The 22,886-nt window shown below is 72.8% G+C and carries 18 protein-coding genes; 12 read left to right on the top strand and 6 right to left on the bottom strand.

What is annotated here, in order from left to right; genetic code table 11:
• Positions 1–40 precede the first annotated feature (40 nt).
• Together ACWGIF_RS27230 and ACWGIF_RS27225 are read right to left on the bottom strand one after the other, a co-directional pair.
• On the bottom strand, positions 41–1,309 hold the full coding sequence (locus tag ACWGIF_RS27230; protein WP_453501353.1) for a nucleotide disphospho-sugar-binding domain-containing protein: 1,269 nt from the start codon (positions 1,307–1,309) through the stop codon (positions 41–43).
• A gap of 130 nt (positions 1,310–1,439) precedes the next feature.
• A complete protein-coding gene (locus ACWGIF_RS27225) occupies positions 1,440–2,639 on the bottom strand; it encodes an MFS transporter (RefSeq protein ID WP_453501351.1) in 1,200 nt (399 codons plus the stop codon).
• 79 nt (positions 2,640–2,718) lie between these two features.
• Here ACWGIF_RS27225 and ACWGIF_RS27220 point away from each other — a divergent pair, with 79 nt between their 5' ends.
• On the top strand, positions 2,719–3,996 hold the full coding sequence (locus ACWGIF_RS27220; RefSeq protein WP_453501350.1) for an ATP-grasp domain-containing protein: 1,278 nt from the start codon (positions 2,719–2,721) through the stop codon (positions 3,994–3,996).
• 55 nt (positions 3,997–4,051) lie between these two features.
• On the opposite strand, the gene ACWGIF_RS27215 is transcribed toward ACWGIF_RS27220, so the two are convergent.
• Positions 4,052–4,849, bottom strand: a complete 798-nt coding sequence (locus ACWGIF_RS27215; RefSeq protein ID WP_453501348.1) for a phytanoyl-CoA dioxygenase family protein — start codon at positions 4,847–4,849, stop codon at positions 4,052–4,054.
• 313 nt (positions 4,850–5,162) lie between these two features.
• Between ACWGIF_RS27215 and ACWGIF_RS27210 the strand changes: the two genes are divergently transcribed.
• The 9 genes from ACWGIF_RS27210 to ACWGIF_RS27170 all read left to right on the top strand — a co-directional run bounded on the left by ACWGIF_RS27210 (position 5,163) and on the right by ACWGIF_RS27170 (position 16,729).
• Positions 5,163–6,530, top strand: a complete 1,368-nt coding sequence (locus ACWGIF_RS27210) for a formylglycine-generating enzyme family protein (RefSeq protein ID WP_453501346.1) — start codon at positions 5,163–5,165, stop codon at positions 6,528–6,530.
• Positions 6,530–7,936: an MBL fold metallo-hydrolase gene (locus tag ACWGIF_RS27205; RefSeq protein ID WP_453501345.1), complete on the top strand. Its 1,407-nt coding sequence runs from the start codon at positions 6,530–6,532 to the stop codon at positions 7,934–7,936. Before ACWGIF_RS27210 ends, ACWGIF_RS27205 begins: the two co-directional genes overlap by 1 nt.
• Positions 7,933–8,946 carry an alpha/beta hydrolase-fold protein gene (locus tag ACWGIF_RS27200; protein ID WP_453501343.1) on the top strand — a complete coding sequence of 338 codons (1,014 nt, stop codon included), beginning with the start codon at positions 7,933–7,935 and terminating at the stop codon, positions 8,944–8,946. Before ACWGIF_RS27205 ends, ACWGIF_RS27200 begins: the two co-directional genes overlap by 4 nt.
• Positions 8,934–10,775, top strand: a complete 1,842-nt coding sequence (locus ACWGIF_RS27195; RefSeq protein ID WP_453501342.1) for an asparagine synthetase B family protein — start codon at positions 8,934–8,936, stop codon at positions 10,773–10,775. The genes ACWGIF_RS27200 and ACWGIF_RS27195 overlap by 13 nt, the downstream gene beginning before the upstream one ends.
• Positions 10,714–11,814, top strand: coding sequence for a hypothetical protein (locus ACWGIF_RS27190; RefSeq protein ID WP_453501340.1), 1,101 nt, complete (start codon positions 10,714–10,716; stop codon positions 11,812–11,814). Before ACWGIF_RS27195 ends, ACWGIF_RS27190 begins: the two co-directional genes overlap by 62 nt.
• The gene (locus tag ACWGIF_RS27185) at positions 11,811–13,214 is read left to right on the top strand and encodes an aldehyde dehydrogenase family protein (protein WP_453501338.1); all 1,404 of its coding nucleotides are present in this window, start codon (positions 11,811–11,813) and stop codon (positions 13,212–13,214) included. Before ACWGIF_RS27190 ends, ACWGIF_RS27185 begins: the two co-directional genes overlap by 4 nt.
• Positions 13,215–13,220: 6 nt before the next feature.
• On the top strand, positions 13,221–14,357 hold the full coding sequence (locus tag ACWGIF_RS27180; protein WP_453501337.1) for a threonine aldolase family protein: 1,137 nt from the start codon (positions 13,221–13,223) through the stop codon (positions 14,355–14,357).
• Between the two features lie 16 nt (positions 14,358–14,373).
• Positions 14,374–14,826: a pyridoxamine 5'-phosphate oxidase family protein gene (locus ACWGIF_RS27175; protein WP_453501335.1), complete on the top strand. Its 453-nt coding sequence runs from the start codon at positions 14,374–14,376 to the stop codon at positions 14,824–14,826.
• A 151-nt stretch (positions 14,827–14,977) separates the two neighbouring features.
• Positions 14,978–16,729, top strand: coding sequence for an FAD-dependent monooxygenase (locus tag ACWGIF_RS27170; RefSeq protein WP_453501334.1), 1,752 nt, complete (start codon positions 14,978–14,980; stop codon positions 16,727–16,729).
• A 91-nt stretch (positions 16,730–16,820) separates the two neighbouring features.
• Here the strand turns inward: ACWGIF_RS27170 and hemG are convergent, their stop codons facing one another.
• The 3 genes from hemG to ACWGIF_RS27155 form a co-directional block, all read right to left on the bottom strand.
• Positions 16,821–18,299, bottom strand: a complete 1,479-nt coding sequence (gene hemG / locus ACWGIF_RS27165) for a protoporphyrinogen oxidase (RefSeq protein ID WP_453501332.1) — start codon at positions 18,297–18,299, stop codon at positions 16,821–16,823.
• Between the two features lie 157 nt (positions 18,300–18,456).
• Complete coding sequence (locus ACWGIF_RS27160) at positions 18,457–19,947, bottom strand: FAD-dependent monooxygenase (RefSeq protein ID WP_453501331.1); 1,491 nt, start codon at positions 19,945–19,947, stop codon at positions 18,457–18,459.
• 49 nt (positions 19,948–19,996) lie between these two features.
• Positions 19,997–21,505, bottom strand: coding sequence for an FAD-dependent monooxygenase (locus tag ACWGIF_RS27155; RefSeq protein ID WP_453501329.1), 1,509 nt, complete (start codon positions 21,503–21,505; stop codon positions 19,997–19,999).
• Positions 21,506–21,766: 261 nt separating this feature from the next.
• Between ACWGIF_RS27155 and ACWGIF_RS27150 the strand changes: the two genes are divergently transcribed.
• Together ACWGIF_RS27150 and ACWGIF_RS27145 are read left to right on the top strand one after the other, a co-directional pair.
• Positions 21,767–22,495 carry an SDR family oxidoreductase gene (locus ACWGIF_RS27150; protein ID WP_453501327.1) on the top strand — a complete coding sequence of 243 codons (729 nt, stop codon included), beginning with the start codon at positions 21,767–21,769 and terminating at the stop codon, positions 22,493–22,495.
• 34 nt (positions 22,496–22,529) lie between these two features.
• Positions 22,530–22,799 carry an acyl carrier protein gene (locus ACWGIF_RS27145; protein ID WP_453501325.1) on the top strand — a complete coding sequence of 90 codons (270 nt, stop codon included), beginning with the start codon at positions 22,530–22,532 and terminating at the stop codon, positions 22,797–22,799.
• Positions 22,800–22,886 lie beyond the last annotated feature (87 nt).

The raw sequence follows: 22,886 nt of genomic DNA, 5'->3' as shown, positions 1-22,886 counted from the left end.
GGCCCCGCATGAGCAGCATGCGGGGCCCGCTCCCTGCGGCTCAGCGCGTGGCGGCGGCCGCGCCGGCCCGGTGGGCGACGACCAGCACTTCGAGCGTGCGGGCCAGTTCGTTGGGGGCGGGCATGGCGAGCACCTCCTGACGGAGCCGCTGGGCGTTCGCCCGGATGGTCCCGTCCTCCAGCAGACGGACGATCGCGGCGCGGACCGAGGGCCCGTCCACGTCGGCGGGCTTCATCGAGAGCCCCGCGCCCGTTCGGTCGAGGCACTGGAGCTTGAGCGGAACGTCGAACGCCCGGCTGACCAGCAACTGGGGGACGCCGTAGCGCAGGGCGCAGCCGAACGACCAGGTCCCGCCGTGGTGCACCATGGCCGCGCAGGTCGGCAGGACGTCGGCGAGGGGCACGGACTCCACGAGGCGGGTGTTGGCCGGTACGTCGCGCAGCTTCTGCTGTGAGTCCCGCGGGAGGGTCAGGACGAGCTCCATCTCCAGGTCGCCCACCGAGTCGAGGATCTCCTGGACGCGTTCGACGGGCAGCAGTTGGCGCACCGGCCCGTCGTTCACCGCGTCACCGAACGTCATCAGGACGCGCGGCGCCCGCGGGGGCTCGGCGAGCCACGCCGGCATGACGGTCGGCCCGTTGTAGGGGACGAACTGCATGGGAAGCGTGGTCGGCCGGGCGTCGGGACGGAACGCCTCCGGCAGCGGGTCGATCGTGAACTGCCCGTTCACCAGGTCCTCGGAGTATTCGACGCCGTACTTTCCGGCCCAGCCCGTCAGCCAGTCGCGCAGTCCGTCGACGCGTTCCTCCGGCGGCTGCAGGGCCTTGGCGTGCAGATAGTCCTCCCGCATGCGGGTGTAGACGTCGACCGAGTACAGCACCCGGGCGTGCGCCGCCCCCACGGCGGCGGCGGCCACCGCGCCGGCGAACGCCTTCGCGCCCCACAGCACGAGATCGGGCTTCCACGTCCGGGCGAAGCCGACCAGGTCCTCCATCATCGAGTCGTTGGACCGCCGCGCCTGCGGAAGCACCAGGCTGTCGAAGACCCAGGTGGCCTGCTCCCAGTTCAGCCGCTCGCGATCCGGCCGTACGTCGAACAGCGGGCCCAGGCCCCCCTGCGGAGAGCTTCCGGCGTCGGGCGCGGGCCCCTTCCTGCGCTGGGCCTGCTGGTCCCGCTGCCGTCGCACTTCCGCGCTTTCGCCGGGGCCCACACCGATGCCCGTCAGCCCGGCCCCGGTGACGTCGTCGAGCAGGTCCGGCCATCCGGCCACGCGCACCTCGTGCCCGGCCGTCTGGAGGGACCACGCCAACGGAATCAGATTGAACAGATGCGTCTTAAAGGGAAACGGCACAATGAGAACCCGCACGGCGGACTTCCTTCGCTTCAGGGGTGGGGAGTTCACGGGCGACGCCACGCTTTCCGAGCCCCTGCCATCATGCTCACGCGTCGGCTGCGGATCTTCTCCAGGTTTGCTTGGTCTCGCCCGTCGCGGCGGTGACCGTGAAGGTGACGGCGGCGACCACGAGAACCGCGGGCAGCGGGCCCGCCAGGTCGCAGAGGGCCCCCATGACCAGGATGGACACCGCCACACCCGAGGGAAGCAGCGTGGCCCGCAGCGTCACCACCGACGGGAGCTCCTCGGCGGAAGCCGCGGCCAGCAGCCGGTTGTTGTAGTGGACGTAGGCAATCTCGAAGAGGACGAGGAAGAGCGCGTACAGCACGAGCGTCGCGGCGGTGCGGCCGACCAGGACCGCCGCCAGCAGCGGCGGCATGGGGAGCACGGCCCATACGGACGAGGGGACGCGGCCGAGGAACTGCTGGGCGGGCAGGGCGGCGAGCGAGCCGGCGAAGACGGCGACCGCCGAGATCGCGACGAACATGCCCACCAGGCGGGTCCCGCCGTCCAGCACGTGGAGCGGGATCACGGTGACGGCCACGGTGTGGAAGCCCTGCCAGAACGCCACCAGCAGGAAACGGGCGAACAGCCGGCGCAGCTCCGGGTCCTCGACGCGCAGCCGGGCGCCGCTTGCGGAACCCGCAGCGTCCCGGGCACTCTCGGGAGCCTCTTCGCACCGAGACGGCAGCGCCCAGGCGAGGAGCGCGGAGAGCGCCAGCGTCGCCACGTTCACCGCGATCAGCCCCCGGAGCGGCAGCACCGCAGCGGCTGGCCCGGCCAGCGCTGCGCCGACGCTGAGCCCGGTCAACTTGCCTATCTCGGCCACCGTGTTGGCCCGGTCCAGCCGCTGTGGCGGGACGGCGCCGCGCAGGACGACCGAGGTGGCCGAGCGGGTGACCGTCTCGAAGAACCCGCGGGCGAGGACGAGGGCGGTGGCGGTCGCCAGCAGCGCGCGGCCCGGCGCCACGAGGGCGGCCGCGGTCAGCAGCAGGCTCGCCGCCTCGGCCAGCCGGACGAGCCGCTCCGGGGCGCGCCGGCTGAGCAGCCGGTTGAGCGGCCCGGCCAGCAGCAGCGCGGGCAGCCACGGCGCGCTCAGCACGGCTCCGGCGAGCAGACCGGATCCGGTGACCGACCCGACGTGCGTGGACAGGCTCACGAGAAGCAGGAAACTCCCGCAGGTGTTGACGAACAGCAATACGGGAGTGAAATGCGGCGAGCGGAAATCGGCAGGAAAACGTGTCATCAGGTACCCCTCCAAGGGCTGGAGGATGGCAGAGCTGAACAGATTTCGGCGAGGGGAAAGTCTGTCTATCGTTGAACATATGACAGCAGCCATTGAGGGTAACCCGTGCATCGTGATGGTCGATGCCTATGCCGCAGTCCGTTCACTCGTTCTGGAATTCCGGGAGCAAGGGTGCTCCGTCGTCCGCGTGCAGAGCACGCCCGACGTGCCGTTCGTCTACCGGTCGGCTCCTTTCGTTCCCGACGACTTCGTCGCCGACATCGTCCACGACGGAGACCTGGCCGCCACGGTCGCGGCGGTGGCGGCCTTCGCGCCGCTCGCGGTGATCTCGGGGGGCGAGGCCGGGGTGGAGCTCGCGGACCTGCTCGCGGAGCGACTCGGTCTGCCCGGCAACGGAACCGCCCTCAGCGCCGCACGGCGCGACAAGCACCTGATGGTCGAGACCGTGCGCGCCGCCGGGCTCCGTGCGGCCCGCCAGCTGCGGGCCACCGACGCCGGTGAACTCGCCGCCTGGCACCGCGAGCTCGGCGGGCGCGTCGTCGTGAAACCCCCGCGCAGCGCGGGAAGCCAGGGAGTCTCCTTCTGCGAGACCCCGCAGGAGTCGGTCGCCGCCTTCCTGTCCCTCGCCGACGCCGACGACGTCTTCTCCCAGCCCAACAACGGGGCCGTGGCGCAGGAGTACCTGCCGGGCACCGAATACATGGTGAACACCGTCAGCCGGGACGGCCGCCACCACGTGTGCGACGTCTGGCGGACCAGCCGCGTCAGCGCGAACGGCGTCGTCGACCTCTGCGACGCCCTCTCGCTGATCGACTCGGGGAGCCGGGTCGTCGCGCCCCTCACGGAGTACGGCTTCCGGGTCCTGGACGCCCTCGGCATCCGGCACGGGCCGGCGCACCTGGAGATCCGGATGACCCCGACCGGTCCGTGCCTGGTGGAGGTCGGCGCCCGGATCGCCGGCGGCGGCATCCCGGCCGGCGCCGGCCTCGGCATCGGCGAGTCGCAACTGGAGTGGACGGTCGACGCCTGCCTGCGGCCCGAGCGGTTCCACGCCCGGGCCGCGATCCCCTACGAGGTGCGGCGCTACAGCGCGATCGCCGGCATGGTCTCGCCGGTGGAAGGCGTCCTCAGCGAGTACCGCGGCATCGAGGAGATCCAGGAGCTGGAGAGCTTCCACGCCCTGGCGACCCCGGTGAAACCCGGCCAGGAGATCCACCGGACGGTCGACGACCTCACCTACCCGGTCATCGTGACGCTGCTGCACGACCTCGACGAGGTCGTGCAGCGCGACCTGAACACGATCCGCCACCTCGACGGCGCCGCGTTCTACGTCCTCGACCCCGGGGCCCGCGCCTGAACGGCCGGGCCGGCCGCCCCGCGCCGTTCGACCGCGGAACCACCGCAGTCGAACGTCACGGGCATGCGGCGGCCGGCTCCCGCCGCGCCCAGGCGGGCTGCGGCACCTTGTAGACGAAGCTGACGGCGGTGCGCGGCTCGGCCGCCGTCGTGTTGGGCGCAGAGCGGTGCAGCACCAGACCGTCGAACAGGACGGCCGAACCGGCTTCGAGGGGCATGGCGACCGGTTCGGCCGTGCGCGGCAGGTACGCGTCCGCGACGTGCGGTTCCACCGCCCCCTCCAGCGGCGCCTCACCCGGCAGACGCTCGCGGTCCCCGGTGTGCGGCAGCAGCCCGAGCAGGTGCGAGCCGGGGAAGAACTCGAGGCAGCCGTTGCGCTCGGTGGCCGGTTCGAGCGCGATCCATATCGTCACGATGCCGTGCCGCCGCGCCGCGAAGCCGGGCGGCGCGAAGGCCATGTCCTGATGCCAGGGCTTCGCCGAGCCCACCACGGGCGGCTTGGCCCACAGGAAGGCGTTGACCAGCTCGCCCGGCCCGCCGGCGACCCGGGCCACCAGAGCGTCGGCCAGGCCCAGCTCCCGCTGCACGGCGTCGAATTCGGGGACGTGCACGTGGATGCGGTCGGCCGACCGGAGCACCCCCGTGAGGGCGCCGGCGCCCTGCTGCCAGGCCGCCCATCCGCCGATGCCGGGCGCCTCCAGCACGAAGTCCCCGGTCGAGACCGTGCGGTCGCGCGTGAGCTCCTGCAGCCGGCCCACCGCGCTCCGGAGCCGGGCGAGCGCGTCGCCGCTCGCGAGCCCGGGGAGCCGTACGAACCCGTTCTCCCGCAGGTCACGGGAATCGGTGTCAACCATTCTTCTGTCCCTTTCCTTACGTCGGATCGCCGCGAACCTACCCGCACATATCGCAGAATGCTCTTTCTCTTCGTTCGCGGCTCAGGCCGTTGTCCCGACTTCCGTCCGGTGCCTATGCTTCCGGGCCATGAGGTCAATCGGCCCCAGGGGAACGACACGAAGAGGGGAGTGAATTATGAGCGACCGTGACTTTATCGAGACCCGTGACGCGCAGCAGGAGACCAGCAAGTGGTAATCCGCTGATCAGCGAAATGCGCCGCCCGTACGGAATCGAATTCCGTACGGGCGGCTCGTCGTCCTGAGAGAGGTTGAGATGGTAGGTCATCGCGTTTCACAAGTCATCGACATTCCCGCCGACATGCTGGTGATCGACTACTCCGCCGACGACCGCTACTGGGCGTCGGTGGAGCGTGTCGTCGCCCTGGCGGAGGAGAAGGGCAGGGCCGCCGACGGCGTGCCGTTGCTGGAGAGCCTCGTGGTCACCCATCCGGAGTGGCCGGTGCGCGCGGGCGCGGTGCGGCTGCTGGCGAAGCATCACGCGGGCGCCCCCGCCGCCGACGCCGCCGTGGCCGCCGCGACGCACGACACGGTCGACTGGGTCGCCTTCACCGCGCTCAAGGTCATCACGGAGTACCGGATCGCCGCCGCGGTCCCGGACCTCATCCGGATCTCCGGCTGGCCCAGCAACTTCACCCGGCCCGACTGGGCCCGCAAGCCCGTGGGCTGCGGCGCGGCGCTGACCAAGCGCGCCCTCATCGCCGTCTTCGGCACCCGCGACCCCGCCGAACTCCGCCGTCTCGAGGACGAGTACTTCACGGAGATGCGGTCCAGGATCGAGGCCGCCCGCAAGCGGCCCCGGCGTAACGACGACGTGGTCCTGGTGCCGGGCGGTCCGGCGATCATCGGCGCGAACGAGGAGCCCGACGCCTTCCGCATGGCGCAGGACGACACCACCCTGCGCGCCGAGGACGTGCCCGCCTTCCTCATCGACCGGACCACCGTGACCAACGCGCGCTACCGGGAGTTTCTGGAGGAGGTCGGCGACTCCGGCGAGTTCGACCACCCGGACCAGCCGCTGGAGCGGTCGCACCGCCCCGCGCACTGGCACGACCCGCGCTTCAACGCACCCGGACTGCCGGTCGTCGGAGTCGACTGGTACGACGCCCACGCCTTCGCGAAGTGGGCCGGCGGCTCGCTGCCCGGCGAGGCCCAGTGGGAGAAGGCCGCGCGCGGCGTGGACGGCCGCCGCTACCCGTGGGGCGAAGAGTGGGACCCCGACCGCGTCAACTACGTGGAGCGGTCGTTCGGCGAGGCCGTGGCCGACCTCGACTCCCTCGAAGCGCTGCTGGTCACCATCGAGCAGGGAGAGAACCCGGCCCATCCGGTGCTGCCCGCGGACGCCCTCCCGCAGGGTGCCAGCCCGTACGGCGTGCTGCAGATGTCGGGGAACGTCTGGGAGCTGACCCGGACCAACTTCTACACCGGCGAGGACATGGATCCCTTCTTCAAGGGACGCCACCCGCTGGACTTCATGAACCGCAAGGAAGCCTTCCACGTGCTCCGCGGCGGCACCTGGACCTCCCCGCCGGCCTGCCTGACCACGTTCTACCGGGGCAAGGACCTGATCACCGACCGGCACATGGAGGTCGGCTTCCGCTGCGTGTACGAGGCGGGCAACTGATGCGCCTCACCTCCCTCGGCCACGCCGCCGTCCTCGTCGAGACCGGCCAGGAGAGGATCCTCTTCGACCCGTGGCTGACCCAGCGCCTGGACCGTTTCTGGGAGCACCATCCGCCGCTCGACGACGACCTGGTCCGCCAGGTCCTCGACGAGGGCGTCGACTACGTGGTCCTCAGCCACCACCACTTCGACCACCACCACTTCCCTTCGCTCGGCCGGCTGGTGGACGGCGCCGACGTCGACTTCGACGACAGTCCGCGCCAGAGCAGCGGCGTCACCTGCGTCTACCCGGCGGGCCCCGTCCCGCCGATGCTGACCGCCTCCGGCCTCGGCCACCAGACGATCTCCTGGACGCTGCGCCGCTTCGGCTTCGAGCGGCTGCACCCGGTGAGGCCCGGTGACACCGTCACCCTGGGCGGGGCCACCCTGCGGACCTTCCCGTCCGCCGTCTCCTTCCCCGAGATGAGCGTGCTGGTGGAGACCCCCGACGCGGCCGTCATGGTCTGCGGCGACGCGCTCCTGCACGAGGCGACCGTGGAGGCCTTCCGGCGTGAGGACGCGCCGGAGCTCGACGTCGTGCTGGTGCCCACGCACAGCATCTCGCCGCCCGGTGTGCTGACCGAACGACGCCCGCTCACCGACCCGGAGGGCGTGCGGGCCCGCGCCGTCGCCAACTTCGACCGGTACGTGGACTGCCTCCCCGCCCGCCTGACGGTGCCCTCCTCCTTCGGCTGGCGCGTCAGCGGCGACACCGAGCGCGACTACGACTGGTGCAACCGCACCATGTTCCCCTTCACTCCGGCCGAGGCCTTGGAGCGCCTGGCCGAGCGGGGTCGCGACGGGCTGCTCTGGGGCCCCGGCCAGGTCCTCTCCGTGGCCGGCGGCAAGGCCGCCCTGGTCGACGGGCCGGTCGCGCCCGACGCGTACGACTTCGACGAGGTCTACGCCGCGGTGCGGCTCGACCCCGACACCCCCGTGCCGCCCTTCGACGCCTCCCTCGACCGGTACGGCAAACAGAACCGGCCCGCCGAAGAGCTGCTCCGCGAACTCCTCGACCTGCTCGTCGCCACGGACTACTGGTACCGGGCGCTCGACGACGGCGCCGGACGGCACGTCGTCTCGCTGTACGAGGACACGGGCGACGAGACCTCCTACCTCCTCGACCCGGTCGCCGGCCGGGTGACCGCACTCGGCGCGGGCCCCGCCCGCGACCACGTCACCGGCGCCGAGGGCTGGACCGAGATGGCGGCGAGCACCCTGGAGGCCCTGCTCGGCGCCGACCTCCTCTTCGGCAGCTCCTTCGGCCTCTGGGCCAGCGACGGCGTCCTGCTCTCCGCCGTCTTCCACCACCCGTCCTTCTACACCCGCCACGTCGAGCGGGAGCTCCGGGAGGCGAGCCGCGCATGAGCGAGGCCCCCGAAACCGTCCTGTTCGAGCACGAGAGCGCCTGTCTGCGCGACAACCCGCTCGGCGACCCGCACCACCGCCGGGTCGAGGTGCACCTGCCGCCGGGCTACGACGGCGTGCGCCCGTTCCCCGTCGTCTACTGGCTGCCCGGCTTCGGCGCCCACCCCAGCCTGTCCGGCCGGGCCCTCGCCTTCGGCGCCTCCGTCGCCGACCGTCTCCGCGAGGCCATGACGGCCGGCCGGGTGCCGCCCGCCCTGCTCGTCGTGCCGGACGGCACCACCGCGTACGGCGGGTCCCAGTACATCGACTCCGCCTCCTCCGGCCGCTACGCCGGCTACCTCGCCGAAGTCGTCGCCGAGGTCGACCGGCGGTTCGCCACCCGGCCCGAGCCGCGCTGGCGCGCCGTCGGCGGCAAGTCCAGCGGCGGCTACGGCGCGCTCGTCGCCGGCATGACCTCCGACCTGTTCGGTTCGGTGATCGCCTGCTCGCCCGACGCCGGGTTCGAGCACAGCTATCTGCCGCTCGTCCCGCGCACCCTGGACACCATCAGGGCCGCCGGCGGCATGGACGCCCTGCTCGCCCGCCGCTCCACCGGCCCGCTCGACGTGCCGTTCATGGTCGCCATGAGCATCATCGCGATGGGCATGTGCTACGCCGACGAGCCCTGGACCAGCCCGTCCGACGCGCTGCCCTGCGACCCGGAGACCGGCGTCTTCCGTGACGAGGTGTGGCAGCGCTGGCTCACCCACGACCCCGTGCGGATGCTGGACGACCACGCGGGCGCGCTCGGCCGCCTCGACCACCTCCACCTCAGCGTCGGGCAGCGCGACGAGTACGGCATGCACTGGGGCGCCCGCGCCCTGCACGCCGCCCTCGACGCCCACGGCGTGCCCCACCACTACCGGGAGCACGAGGGCGGCCACCACGGCATCGAGCACGTCTTCACCGACGCCCTGGCGGAACTCCGCCTCGTCTGGTCGGAAAGGACGGTCGGCACGTGTGCGGTATAGCGGGCTTCATCAGCCTCGACGGGCGGCGCGACCCCGCCTGGCTGGACGCCCTGGGCCGCACCATGACGAAGGCCATGGCCCACCGCGGCGAGGGCTCCTGCGCCCCGTACGTCTCCGACTGCGGCACCGTCATGCTCTGCGCCACCCGCCTGGCGATCCGCGACCGCTCCCACGCGGGCGACCAGCCCATGACCGACCCCACCGGCCGGATCGTCCTGGTCCACAACGGCGAGGTCTACGGCTCCCGGTCGCCCGCGCCGCCCCTCTGGCCGCGCCGCAGCACCTGCGACACCGAGTTCGTCCTCCAGCAGATCTGCCGCGAGGACGAGCCGGGCCCCGCGCTGCGGCCCCTCGACGGGATGTTCGCGCTCGCCTGGCACGACACCACCACCGGCCGGGTCGTCCTCGCCCGCGACCACTTCGGCGTCAAGCCGCTGTTCTACGCCCACGTCGACGGCGGCCTGATCTTCGCCTCCGAACAGGGCGTCCTGCTCCGCACCGGGCTGATCACCGCCGAGGTGGAGCCCGAGGAGTTCGTGCTGCGCTCCTGGATCCGGATGGACGCCGCCGACGACCACACCTGGCTGGCGGGGGTGAGGTCCCTCCAGCCCGCCGAGTACCTGATCATCGACCGGCCGCACCTGCGCGCCCACCGCTACTGGAAGCCGACCTCCGTCGACGAGCCCATCGAGGCCGACGAGATCAGGGCCGCCTTCGACCGCGCGATCGAGCAGCGGTCCGTCTCCGACGTGCCCCGGGCCGCGGTCCTCAGCGGCGGCGTCGACAGCACCGCGATCGTCGCCGCACTCACCGCGAACGGCACCCCCGTCGACGGCTACGTCCTGCGCTACCAGGACGGCATCGGCGGCTCCGGCGACGACGTCACCTACGCGACCGAGGTCGCCCGACGCCTCGGCGTCCCGCTGACCGTCTGCGACCTCGACCAGAGCACGGCCGCCGGACTCGTCCCGGTCCTGCCCACCCGGCTGATGCGGCCGCTCCTGCACGGCGCCGAACTCGCCATGCACCACCTGTACGGCACCATCGCCGCCGACGGGAACGTGGTCGTCTACTCCGGGCACGGCGCCGACGAACTCTGGGGCTACCAGGACGGCCGCTACTTCCCCGTCGTCGACCCCCTCGCCCCCACCTACATCCACGGCCGTCACTACCTCACCCACCGGCTGCACGCCGATGAACGGCCGGTCTGGGCCCAGCTCGTCAGCTGGATGGCCCATGAACTCGACGTCGACATGACCGAGGTCACCGACCGGATCTGGGCCCGCACCATGGACGAGTACCGGGCGATCAAGACCGCGTCCCCGCTCAAGCGCGGCCGGCACCACCTCATGCGGCGCTTCCTCGTGTACGTCAACGACATGGTCGACGTCACCTCGGCGACCTTCACCCTGGAGGACCGGCCCGTCTTCCAGGACGTCACCCTGTCCGAGCTGGCCTTCCGCTGCCCCGAGCACCTGAAGGACACCAACAAGCCCGGCACGCACAAGGGGCTCCTCAAGTCCGCGCTCGGCGAGCTGCTGCCCGAATCGGTGCGGCTGCGCCGCAAGCAGGGCTTCCCCAGCCCCGCCGACCCCGGTTACGTCCGCCGGCTGACCGAACTCGCCGACGGCATGGGCACCCCCTTCGGGCTGCCGCCCGTCCCGGCCGGGCTCCGCGCCGAACTCGGCGTCGGCGAATGGATGTTCCTGGCCTCCACCTCCGCCTGGCTCGACCACCTCGCGGAGTTCAGAACCGACCCGAGGAGTCATGGTGAGCAGTTCCGTCCCGCAATGGCGCTGGCAGATCCTGGACAGCGCGGCCGATCTTGACCCGGTCCCCCCGGTGATCACGGAGGAGGCGGCCCAGGACGGGTGCAACTTCGTGGTGTGGCGGCCCTCCGCACTGCCCGAGGGCTGTGACACCAGCGTCGGCACCATCCGCCGCGAGGCGCCCCCCGGACGCGTCGACGCCGAGGGCCGCAGCCCGTGGAGCGACGCCAACCCGTCCGGCTACCGCACCGAGATCTCCGGCGGCGGACGGCGGCTGCGCCTCAAGCAGTTCCTGTACGACTGGGCCTTCCCCGCCGCGGACCACCCGTGCCTGTGGGGCAGCGAGACCCGGCCGTTCGAGATCGGCGAGGGCCGGGTGGCCTGGCTCGGGACGGACTACCTGGGCCACCAGGCGGGCAGCGCCCGGATGGCGCGGACCACGGTCGAACTCTCCGTCCTGGAAGGGGAGTTCTCCGACGACGAGATCGTCGCGCTGTTCGCCGCGCTGCGGCCGGCCGTGCCGGAGGCCGTGGCGAGGGTGCCGGCCACGCCGTTCTCCGAGCTGAGCTACTGGGCCCGGCACGCGGCCGACATGGTGTCGGTGCCCACCGGCGTCTTCTCCTTCCACCGGCGCGGGCGGGAGCACGAGGGCGACTGGGTCCCGGCCCGGGACGTCACCTCCTTCCTCACCGGGCAGGGAGTGCCGGTGACGGCCGGCGGATTCCGAGCGGACAGCGCCGCGACGTTCGGCGACGGGGCGGGCGTCCGCGAGCTGGACGTCGTCTACACCTCGGCGTCCGGCGGCGAGCTGCGCCTCACGGCGCAGCGCACCGGCGGCGGGCGCCTCGCGTTCCCGCCGGCGCGGGACAAACACCCCGCCGCCGCAGAGGTCCGCGACCTCGGCGGCCGCCCGGTGCACCTGGGCTACGTCGACGCCGAGTACGGGGCCTGCGACGCCTGGTGGCAGCACCCAGGCGGGTACGACCTCAGGCTGCTCGGCAGCGCGGGGACGGGCATGGGGCGGGAGGCGTTCCTCGGCCTGGTCGCCGAGATCGACGCCGCGCTGCGGCTCGCCGGCAACGCCGGGGTGCTGGGATGACCGCGACGGGCCGGCCGATCCTCGACCCCGCCACCGGCCGGGCCGTCACCCGTCTGCCCGACACCGGCGCGCCCGGCGTCGCCGACGCCGTGGCCCGGGCGGACGCCGCCTTCCGCGGGGTGTGGGCCGACACCTCCCCGGCCCACCGTTCCGGTCTCCTGCGCGAGCTCGGGAACCTGCTGCGCGACGACCGCGACGAGCTCGCGGCACTGGAGCGGCAGGGCGCGGGCAAGCCCACGGCACGCGCCCTCGGCGAGGTGGACTTCGCGGCCACGGTGGTCGACTGGTTCGCGGCGGCGGCCCGCTACCCGGTGGGGGAGACCCACCCGAGCGCCCCCGGCATGCGGACCTACACCGACCGCGTCCCGGTCGGGGTGTGCGCGGCGATCGCCCCGAACAACTACCCGCTCCTGCTGGCCGTCTGGAAGATCGCCGCGGCGCTCGCGTACGGCAACACGGTCGTCGTCAAGCCGGCGCCCGAGACGCCGTTCTCGACCCGGCGCTTCGTCGACCGCGCCGCCGGTGTGCTGCCCGGGGGTGTGCTCACCGCCGTGTACGGCGGCGCCGAGACCGGCCGGGTGCTGTGCGACCACCCGGCCGTCGGCATGGTCTCCTTCACCGGCTCGACGGCGGCGGGACGCGAGGTCGCGCGACGCTGCGCGGACGGCCTGCGGCCCGTCTCCCTGGAGCTGGGCGGCAAGAGCCCCGTCGTGGTCTTCCGCGACGCCGACCTCGACGCGGCCGCCCAGGCCGTCGTCACGGGCTTCACCGGCAACACCGGCCAGATGTGCGTGGCCGGGACGCGTCTGGTCGTCGACCGGGCCGTGCACGACGCGTTCGTCGGCCGCGTGGCCGAGCTGGCCGCCGCCCTGCGGGTCGGCCCGCCGCAGGACCCCGCCACCGATCTCGGCCCGCTGATCAGCCGGACGGCCGCCGAACGTGCGGCCGACGTGGTCGAGGAGGCGGCGGCCGGGGGCGCGAAGGTGATCCTGCCGCCCGGCTGCTCGGGGGTCCGGCACGATCTCGACGGCGGGTTCTACGTCAACCCGGTCATCGTGGACGGCGCGCCGGCCGACGGCCGTGCCTGGCGCGAGGAGCTCTTCGCCCCGGTGCTGTCCGTTGCGGCGTTCGACACCGACGCCGAGGCGCTGGCCCTCGCGCACGACACCGCGTACGGCCTGTCGGCCTCCGTCTGGACCTCGGACGCCGACCGGGCCGAGCGCTTCGGCAGGGCCCTGCGCGCCGGCATGGTGTGGGTCAACACCTGGGGCGACACCGAGGAGACGGTCAGCGTCTCGGGTCTCGGCCAGTCCGGATACGGCCGTGAGCTGGGCATCCACGCGGTGGAGGGCTACACGAGGCCCCGCGCGGTCTGGGTGGCCCACCGGCCGGGGCGGTAGGCCGCGATGCCGCAGTCCGGTTCCCCACGGCTCGACTTCCGCAGCGACACCCGCACCGTGCCGGACGCGCGGATGCGCGCGGCGACGGCCGCGGCGGAGGTCGGGGACGACGTGTACGGCGACGACCCCACGGTCGCCCTCCTGGAGGAGACGGTGGCCGATCTGCTCGGCACCGAGGCCGCGCTGCTCACGCCCACCAGCACGATGGCGAACCTGCTCGTGCCGCTCGCCGCGTCCGGGTCGCCGGGGTCGCCGGGGCCACTGGGTTCGCCGGGGTCGCCCGCGCCGCGGCTGATCGCGGGCGCCGACACCCACATGGCGTTCCTCGAATCGGACGGCCTGCGCCGCTTCGGCGGGGTCGAGCTGCTGCCCGTCGAGCAGCGCCCCGACGGCCTGCCCGACCTGGGCCTTCTGAACGCCCTGCTCCGCGCCGGAGCGGGCGCGCCGACCGTGGTGTGCCTGGAGAACACGAGCATGATGCGCTCCGGCAACGCCCTCGACGCCGCGGCGACGGAGGCCGTGGCCGCGCTGGCCCACCGGTACGGCGCGCACTTCCACCTCGACGGCGCCCGGCTCGCGAACGCGGCCGTGGCGCTCGGGGTCCCGCCCGCGCGGCTGGCCCGGCCCGCGGACAGCATCGCCTTCTCGGTCTCCAAGGGGCTCGGCGCGCCCGTCGGCGGGCTGTTGTGCGGGTCGCGCGCGTACGTCGCCCGCGCCCGCGAGCTGAGGACCTGGCTGGGCGGCTCCCTGCACCAGGCGGGCGTCGTCGCGGCGCCCGCACTGGTCGCGCTCGGACGTCTGCCCGACCTGGCCGCCGACCACGAGATCGCCGCCGCGCTCGCCGCCGGGCTGGCAACGGTGCCCGGCGTCGTACTGATGCGCCCCCCGCGGCCGACCAACATCGTCATGGCGCGGCTGCCCGGGCTGGCCCCGGACGCGTGCGCCGAGCGGCTCGCCGCCCACGGCGTTCGCGTCCTGCCGCTTCCGAACGGGTACGTGCGCTTCGTCGTGCACCGGGCACACGACATGATCGGTGTGCGCGAGGCCGTGGGGGCGCTGGCGGCCGTGGCGGCCGTGGCGGCCACGGTGCCCGCGGCCGGGCCGACAACCGACGGAGACCTCCCGGACGGGGAATCTCCATGACACCGATGGAGGAAGCATGACGGACGCACCGCGTGGGCTGGAGGAGAGGCTGAAGGACACACGCGCGAGGCTCGAGAACGACGTCGACCTCTGGGTCGCGACGTCGGGGGCTTCGGGCGGAGTCCACCTCATCCCGCTCTCGTACCTCTGGGACGGGACCGCGTTCCTCATCTCGACGCCGCGCGCCTCGGTCACCGGCCGCAACCTGCTGGCGGACGGCCGCGTGCGCCTCGGCCTCGGCCCGACCCGCGACGTCGTGATCGTCGACGGTGTCGCGGAGCCGGTGGACGTCGCCGAGCTCGGCGCGGAGGCCGCCGACGCCTTCGCGGCCAAGACCGGGTTCGACCCGCGCGAACTCGCCGACCCCTACCAGTACTTCCGGATCCGGCCACAGCGGACGCAGGCCTGGCGGGAGGCCAACGAGCTGGCCGGCCGCGGCCTCATGCGCGACGGCGTCTGGCTCGGCTGACCTGCGGCGCCCGGCGCCGGCGCGTGCGCCGGCCGTCCCCCTCGGCGGGAGTGGTCGGCGCAGGCCGAGTCCAGTCGTTCTTGACCAGAGCTGAAGAGGGCCTTGCCAGGCTGCGAAGGCAAGGCATCCGTCAATTTCTGGAAGGGCGAATATGGAAGCAATCGAGGTTCCGGTCCTGATCGTGGGCGGTGGCGGATGCGGTCTGTCCGCCTCCGTTTTCCTGTCCGACCAGGGCGTCGATCATCTGCTGGTGGAACGGCACCCGGACACGTCGAGGATTCCGAAGGCGCATTATCTCAACCAGCGCACGATGGAGATCTTCCGGCAGCACGGAATCGCCGAGGACGTCCTCGCGGAGGCGGCGCCCCTGGAGATGTTCGGCAAGGTGCGCTGGCAGACCACGCTCGCGGGCGACGGTCCGATGGACCGGCGCCTGATCCATGAGATGGACGCCTTCGGCGGCGGTGAGCTGGAGGAGAGCTACGCGGCGGTCGGGCCCGTCTTGCCCGCCAAGCTGCCCCAGATGTGGCTGGAGCCGATCCTGCGCCGCCACGCGGAACAGCGCAATCCAGGGCGGATCCTCTTCCACCACGAGCTGACCACCTTCTCCGACGAGGGCGACCACGTCCTCGCCGAGCTGCGCAACGTCGAGACCGGCGAGATCACCACGGTCAGGGCGCAGTACCTCATCGGCGCGGACGGCGGCCGGTTCGTCGGACCCGCGGTCGGCATCGAGATGCAGGGCCCGCCCGGGCTGGTCAACACCACGACCGCGTACTTCTCCGCCGACCTGTCGCAGTGGTGGGAGGAGGGCACGCTCATCACGCACTTCCTCAGCCCGGAGGACCCCGACCTCTCCAGCAACCTCATCGAGATGGGGCCGAGTTGGGGCAAGGCCTGCGAGCAGTGGGGCCTGCACTTCGCCCCCGGCCCGCCCGGCCGCTGGGACGCGGAGACGGTCATCCCCCGGATCCGCGAACTCCTGCGCCTGCCGGACCTGGAGGTGACCGTCCACAAGGTGACGGACTGGATCGTGCACGCGCACCTCGCCGACCGCTACCGGGTCGGCCGGGTGCTGATCGCCGGTGACGCCGCGCACCGCCAGCCGCCCGCCGTCGGACTCGGCCTCAACACCGGCATCCAGGACGCGCACAACCTCGCGTGGAAGCTGGCCGCGGTCCTGGGCGGCGGCGCGCCCGACAGCCTGATCGACACCTACGAGGCCGAACGCCGGCCCGTGGGCCGGGAGAACGTCGACTGGGCGGTGTCCGCCGCCGGCCACCACCAGGTGGTCATCGACGCCATCGGAGCGGGCCACAACATACCGGCGGGGCGCCGCGGGCAGCGGCTGGAGGCGTACTTCGACCCGTCTCCGCTCGGCGACACCGTGCGGGCGCGCGCACTGGAGATCTTCCACACCCACCGTGGCGGATGCCAGTCGCTCGACATGGAGGTCGGCTTCGGCTACGAGGAGGGTGCGCTCGTCCCCGACGGCACCGAGCGGCCGGTCCGCGTCCCCATGCGGAACGTGCACCAGCCGACGTCCCGCCCCGGGCACCGGCTCCCGCACGCCTGGATCACCCGGGACGGCCGGAGGCTGTCCACGCTCGACCTCACCGGGACGACCGGCTTCGCGCTGATCACCGGCCCCGAGGGGACGCCGTGGTGCGAGGCGGCCGCGCTGGTGGCCGAGAAGTTCTCGGTCCCGCTCGTCACGGCCCGCATCGGCGAAGGCGCCGAGTACGCCGACGTGGACGGCGGGTGGGAGGCCGTCCGGCAGATCACCGGCGCCGGCGCGATCCTGGTGCGCCCCGATCACCACGTGGCCTGGCGCAGCACGGGCGCCGGCGAGGACCCGGAGCAGATCCTGGCGGAGGTCTTCGCGGCGATCCTGGACCGCTGACCGCACGAGGGGAAACGAGAAGTGGCCGTGCCCGATCCTCGGGCACGGCCACTTTCTGTGCCCGGAACGGATGCGTTCCGGGCGGCCTTCCTCAGACTCCGACCGCGACCGAACGGGCTGCGGCTTCCTTCTTCAGCCAGGTGAGGACCTGGTCGGCGGCCTTGCGCGCGGTGGTCATGCAGACGCCGACGCCCACGCCGTCGTACAGGGCGCCGCACACCGCGAGTCCGGGCTGCGTCGCCACCGACTCACGGATCCGCTTCACCCGGTCCAGGTGGCCGACGGTGTACTGCGGCAGGGCGTCGTCCCAGCGGCTCACCCGGGTCGCCACCGGAACGCCGGTCACGCCGGTGGCCGCGGCGAGCTCGGCCGCCGCCACCGCCACGAGGTCGGCGTCGTCGCGCTGCAGCAGGTGCTCCTCGCCGAACCGCCCGAGCGAGCAGCGGACGATCTCCACCTCGCCCGCCAGGTGCGGCCACTTCACCGTCGTGAAGGTGACCTCCTTGACCAGCTTCCCCTCCACCGCGGGCACCCGGTAGGCGGCGTACCCCCGGCCGGAGAGCCCGCCGGGGAACGCCGCGCGGGGGTAGGCGAGCGTGATCGTCGCCACGCTCGCGTACGGGACCTCGGCGAGCGCCGAGACGGCGGAGCCGGTCCCGGGCACCCCGGCGAGCAGGCGGCTCGCGGGGCCGGCCGGAACCGCGACGATGACCGCGTCCGCCTCGATGTACTCCGGGTCGGTGACCGGGCCGAGCGTCAGCCGCCAGCCGTCCGCGGTCCGCGCCAGCTCCCTGACGGCCGCCCCGGTGCGAAGCGTCGCGTCCGGCGCGGCGGTCAGCACGTCCCGTACGAGCGCGGGGGGCAGCGAACCGAACCCGCCCTCAAGGGTGGCGACGCTCACCGGCGGCGGCTTCTCCCCCTCCGCGAGCTGCGGCGTCAGCGAGCCCGCCGCGTCCGCGAGCGAGACGTGACTGCGGGCCGCCACGGCCAGCGGGGTCAGCGTGGCCTCGAACGACAGGTCCTCCGCACGGCCGGAGAACACACCGGCGAGGAACGGGTCGACGAGGCGGTCCACGACCTCCTGGCCGAGCCGCCCCCCGACGTACGACGCGACCGAGACGTCGCCGTCCCGGTCGAACGAGGGCAGTGCGAGATCCTGCCGCGCGCGGTCGAGGCCGGCGGCGGACAGCACGCCGGACCGGGCGAGGTCGTCCATGTCGCAGGGCACGCCCATGAACTGGCGGTCGGGCTGCTGCCGGATCCCGTTCCCGGTCCAGATCGCCGACGCGGTGACACCGGCCGACATGATCCGGTCGCCGAGCCCGGCTTCCTTGATCAGGCCGGTGGTCTTGCGGCGGTTGGCGTACAGCGACTCGGCGCCCTCGTCGACCGCGACGCCCGCCACCTCGGAGACCGACAGCTTCCCGCCGATCCGCGACGACCCCTCCAGGAGCGTCACCCGGACCGGCTCGTTGCGCAGATAGAACGCCGCCGACAGTCCCGCGATGCCACCCCCGACGATGACCACATGGGGCTTCCCGCCCGCCTGATCCCGTTCGCTCCCAGCCATTCCACCAGCTCCTTCATGGTTACGGTGTCGTAGATCCGTCCCGGCGCCGACGGACGGCCCTGGGACAGGTTTTGGCAGTCTGGCCGGGGGCCCCCGAACCCCGGTCGAGGGCGGCTGGACCCTCGGCCTCAGGGCGGGTCTTTCGGAAAGACCCGCCTTAGACGGCGGGGGTGCCGAACCAGCGGTGGAGGGCCTCGGTGAGGTCGTCGGTGCTGCCGGGGGAGGTCCAGGCGACGTAGCCGTCGGGGCGGATGAGGACGGCGTCGAGTGCGGGGCCCTGGCCCGGGCCGTGGTCGGTGGTCCAGGTGCCGGTGACGGTGTCGACGCGGTCGGCGAGGTCCCGGGCGGCCCCGCCCGTGGTGGCGCCCGTGGTGTCCCGCGTGCCGTCCGTGGTGACGAGCAGGCCGCGCCCGGAGTGCAGCAGATCGGCGATGCGGGTGCGGGTGCCGTCGGGGAGGGTGAGTTCGCGGTCGGGCGGCATGCGCAGGCCGAGCAGCGGGTGGTCGCCCTTGCCCAGGTCGTAGCGCACGCCGAGGTTGCTCAGCATGCCGGCCAGGTGCCCGGCGGCGTCCTCGTGGGAGACCAGTTCGGCCATGATGTCGCGGACCGGGTCCATGTCCTCCCCGGTGAGCCGCAGTTCGATCGCCGCGCGGGCGTTGCGCGCCAACTGCTCCCCGATGGGATGGCGTTCGGCGTGGTACGTGTCGAGGAGTCCCTCGGGTGCCCAGCCCTTGACCGTCGCCGCCAGCTTCCAGCCGAGGTTCACCGCGTCCTGGACCCCCACGCTCAGGCCCTGGGCCATGGCCGGGGGCTGCACGTGCGCGGCGTCGCCCGCCAGGAACACCCGGCCGCGCCGGTACGCGGCGGCGGCCCGCGAGGCGTCGGTGAAGCAGCTGATCCAGCGGCACGTCCCGTGGTGGATGGACTCGCCGGTGAGCCGCTGCCAGGCGTCGGCGAGGTGGGTGAAGGTGAGGGAGTCGCGATCGCGCGGCGGCGTCCCGGCCTCGTGGACCACGACCCGGGTGACGCCGTTCTCCAGGTCCATCGCCATGACCATGCTGCCGCCCGGCAGGTCCTCTCCGATGCGCCGCTTGCGGGTGTCGATCCCGGTGACGTCGGCGGTGAGGAAGCCGCGCCGGCCGTCGGTTCCGGGGAAGCCGATTCCGGCCAGCTTGCGGACGGAACTGCGCCCGCCGTCGCAGCCGATCAGGTAGCGGGCCGTTTCCTCCTGGTGGCCGTCGGGGCCGTCGACGGCCATCCCGATGCCCTCGTCGGTCTCGTGGAAGCCGGTCACCTCGTAGCCGCGCAGGATCGGCACGCCGAGCTCGGTCACCCAGCCCTCCAGCATCCGCTCGGTGCGGAACTGGGAGACGCCCCGGTGCCCGTGGTGGTCCTCCGCCAGCATGCCGAGGTCGATCCGCACCCCGCCGAAGTGGCTGTCGGCGGGCTCGGTCCCGCCGAGCCGGCCGAGCAGGCCCCGCTGGTCGAAACACTCGGCGGTGCGTTTGGTGAAACTCGCGCCGCGCGACTCCCTGGGCGGGGCGGGGAGCCTTTCGTAGATCACGACGTCCACGCCGCGGAGTTTGAGTTCGCCTGCGGTCATCAGCCCGACCGGGCCCGCGCCGACGACGATTACATCCCTGGCCATGCGTACGCTCCTCTTCTGCTGGGGGTTCCGTCGATGCCGCCGGTCGCGGTCACCGGTCGGCGGGCTGCGGGACGCGCGTCGTGCCGAACCAGCGGTGGAGGGCCTCGGTGAGGTCGTCGGTGCTGCCGGGGGAGGTCCAGGCGACGTAGCCGTCGGGGCGGATGAGGACGGCGTCGAGTGCGGGGCCCTGGCCCGGGCCGTGGTCGGTGGTCCAGGTGCCGGTGACGGTGTCGACGCGGTCGGCGAGAGCCTGCGTGAGCTGTCGGGAGGCGCCGTCCGTCGTGTCGTCCGTGGTGACGAGCAGGCCGCGCCCGGAGTGCAGCAGATCGGCGATGCGGGTGGGGGTGCCGTCGGGAAGGGTGAGTTCGCGGTCGGGCGGCATGCGCAGGCCGAGAAGCGGGTGGTCGCCCTTGCCCAGGCCGTAACGGATGCCGAGGCCGCTCACGATCCCGGCGACCTGTTCCGCCGCTCCCTTGTGGGACAGCAGCTCGCCCATGACCTCGCGGACCGGGTTCATGGTGTCCTCGCCGAGGTAGATCTTCCCTGCCGCGCGCGCATTGCGGATCAACTCCCGGCCTACCGGGTGGCGTTCGGCGTGGTAGGTGTCCAACAGCCCCTCGGGCGCCCATCCCTTGACCGTCGCCGCCAGCTTCCAGCCGAGGTTCGCGGCGTCCTGCAGTCCGGCGCTGAGCCCCCAGGCGGCCAGCGGCGGGATCTCGTGCGCGGCGTCGCCCGCCAGGAGCACCCGGCCGCGCCGGTACTCCTCGGCCAGCGCGGCGGAGTTGCCGCAGGCCCACAGCCACTGGGGCTCGGCGTGGTGGATGGACTCGCCGGTGAGCCGCTGCCACGCGTCGGCGACCTGCGCGAACGTCAGCGACTTCGGGTCCGGGCGGGCGGGCAGCGCCAGGTCGTGGATGACGACGCGGAAGCGGCCCTCGCCCAGCGGCGTGCACACCACCATGCTGCCGCCGGGAAGGCGCTCGCCGATGGGCCGGGGGCGCAGGGCGACGCCGGTGATCTCCGCGGTGTACATGCCCCGGGTGGCCTCCCAGCCGGGTGCCGCGATACCGGCCAGCGCGCGGACGGTGCTTCCCGCGCCGTCGCAGCCGACCACGTAGGCGGCGTTCTCCTCGCCGGGGCCGTCCGGGCCGGCGAAGGAGACCACGACGCCCTCGGGGGTCTCGCGCAGTGCGGTCACCTCGTGGCCGCGCCGCACCGGGACGCCGAGTTCCGCCAGCCAGCCGCTCAGCGCCTCCTCGGTCCTGGCCTGGGACAGGCCGAGCACTCCGCTGTGGTCCTCGTCGAGCATGCCGAGGTCGAAGCGGACTCCGCCGAAGTGCCCCATCGGGCCCCAGCGGAACTCGCCCAGCCGGGGGAGCAGCCCGCGCTGGCCGAGGGATTCGGCGGCCCGCCGGTTGAAGCCGAGGGCGCGCGACTCCCCGCTCGGGGCGGGCAGCTTGTCGTAGACGACCACGTCCACTCCGCCCAGGCGGAGTTCCCCGGCCAGCATCAGGCCGACAGGCCCCGCGCCGACCACTATGACGTCAGTTGTTTTCATATTCAGGCCTTCTGCGCTGTGGCAATGGTTGGCCGTTGTGAAGCTACCCAGCGCCATGTTCGACCGCAATGAGTCGAATGCGCGCACCGGTGGAGCGTTCAACCGCGGAATCCATGTACTTGAACACGGAATTGAACGCTTGAACGCCGGGCCCGAATGGCAATGTAGGAGGTGCCCCCGGCTTTCACCTCTTACTAATCTGCGGGCATGAGAAATTCACGGGGCGCCTGAAGCAGAACGCCCCTCACGAAGGGAAAAGACGTGCCGGTCGAGAAGATCGCGCTCATCACGGGCGCCAACAAGGGCATCGGATTCGCCATTGCGCGCCAGCTCGGTGAGCAGGGCGTCGTCGTCCTCGTCGGCGCGCGGGACGAGGTGCTCGGCAAGCAGGCCGCCGACGCGCTGGCCGGCGACGGCATCACCGCGGTGCCGCTCCGGCTCGACGTGACGGACCCGGCCTCCGTGGCCGAGGCCGCCGACGAGATCGACCGGCGGTACGGACGCCTGGACATCCTGGTGAACAACGCCGGCGTCGCAGGCGGTTTCACCGGGGCGTCGAGCGAGGCGACCGCCGCCGACCTGCGGGAGGTCTACGAGACCAACGTCTTCGGCGTGGTCACCGTGACCCACGCACTGCTGCCGCTGCTGCGCCGCTCCCCGGCCGGCCGTGTCGTCAACCTGTCCAGCCACGTGGGCTCGCTGACCCTGAACTCGAACCCGGGGTCCCCGCTGGCGGGCCTCGACATGATCGCCTACCAGTCCTCGAAGACCGCGCTGAACGCGGTCACGGTCGCGTACGCGAAAGAACTGCGCGGGACCCCGATCAAGGTCAACGCCGCCCTCCCCGGAGTGGTGGCTACGGACATCAACCACCACCGCGGTCACCGGACACCGGCCGAAGGAGCGGTGATCGCGGTCCGGCTCGCCCTGCTGGACGAGGCCGGCCCGTCAGGCGAGTGCCTGGCGGACGACGGAACCGTTCCGTGGTAGCGCGGAACGGCATCAACAGAGAAGAGGAATGGCTGTGCTCCAGATCACGATCAGCGACCTCCAGACCATCCTGCACCAGTGCGCTGGCGAGGCCGAGGACGCGCTGCCGCTCGAGCAGGCGCCCGACCGTCCCTTCGACGAGCTGGGGTACGACTCCCTCGCGCTGCTCGAGACGCACAGCAGGATCGAGCGGGACTTCGGCGTCGAGCTCTCCGAGGACGAGGTCGGCCTGATGAACACCGCCCGGGAACTCGTCGACTTCGTCAACTCGCTGCTGCAGCTGAAGGTGATGTCGGCGGTCTGATCCCCCGGAGGAGCGAGGCCGTTCGCGGCCATCACAACCGATCGTCGCGCCGGGCGGGGACCCGGCGGACAACAGACATGGAGAGAG

It is taken from the genome of Streptomyces sp. NPDC054849, assembly GCF_053610945.1.
This window is presented reverse-complemented; position numbering and strand designations above follow the sequence as displayed.

What these genes read in the sequence shown, in the direction of transcription:
- ACWGIF_RS27210 (WP_453501346.1), top strand. Translation starts at nt 5,163, where the DNA reads ATGGTAGGTCATCGCGTTTCACAAGTCATCGACATTCCCGCCGACATG.
- ACWGIF_RS27160 (WP_453501331.1), bottom strand. Translation starts at nt 19,947, where the DNA reads ATGGCCAGGGATGTAATCGTCGTCGGCGCGGGCCCGGTCGGGCTGATG.
- ACWGIF_RS27170 (WP_453501334.1), top strand. Translation starts at nt 14,978, where the DNA reads ATGGAAGCAATCGAGGTTCCGGTCCTGATCGTGGGCGGTGGCGGATGC.
- ACWGIF_RS27200 (WP_453501343.1), top strand. Translation starts at nt 7,933, where the DNA reads ATGAGCGAGGCCCCCGAAACCGTCCTGTTCGAGCACGAGAGCGCCTGT.
- ACWGIF_RS27190 (WP_453501340.1), top strand. Translation starts at nt 10,714, where the DNA reads ATGGTGAGCAGTTCCGTCCCGCAATGGCGCTGGCAGATCCTGGACAGC.
- ACWGIF_RS27175 (WP_453501335.1), top strand. Translation starts at nt 14,374, where the DNA reads ATGACGGACGCACCGCGTGGGCTGGAGGAGAGGCTGAAGGACACACGC.
- ACWGIF_RS27215 (WP_453501348.1), bottom strand. Translation starts at nt 4,849, where the DNA reads ATGGTTGACACCGATTCCCGTGACCTGCGGGAGAACGGGTTCGTACGG.
- ACWGIF_RS27205 (WP_453501345.1), top strand. Translation starts at nt 6,530, where the DNA reads ATGCGCCTCACCTCCCTCGGCCACGCCGCCGTCCTCGTCGAGACCGGC.
- ACWGIF_RS27220 (WP_453501350.1), top strand. Translation starts at nt 2,719, where the DNA reads ATGACAGCAGCCATTGAGGGTAACCCGTGCATCGTGATGGTCGATGCC.
- ACWGIF_RS27225 (WP_453501351.1), bottom strand. Translation starts at nt 2,639, where the DNA reads ATGACACGTTTTCCTGCCGATTTCCGCTCGCCGCATTTCACTCCCGTA.
- ACWGIF_RS27155 (WP_453501329.1), bottom strand. Translation starts at nt 21,505, where the DNA reads ATGAAAACAACTGACGTCATAGTGGTCGGCGCGGGGCCTGTCGGCCTG.
- ACWGIF_RS27185 (WP_453501338.1), top strand. Translation starts at nt 11,811, where the DNA reads ATGACCGCGACGGGCCGGCCGATCCTCGACCCCGCCACCGGCCGGGCC.
- ACWGIF_RS27180 (WP_453501337.1), top strand. Translation starts at nt 13,221, where the DNA reads ATGCCGCAGTCCGGTTCCCCACGGCTCGACTTCCGCAGCGACACCCGC.
- hemG (WP_453501332.1), bottom strand. Translation starts at nt 18,299, where the DNA reads ATGGCTGGGAGCGAACGGGATCAGGCGGGCGGGAAGCCCCATGTGGTC.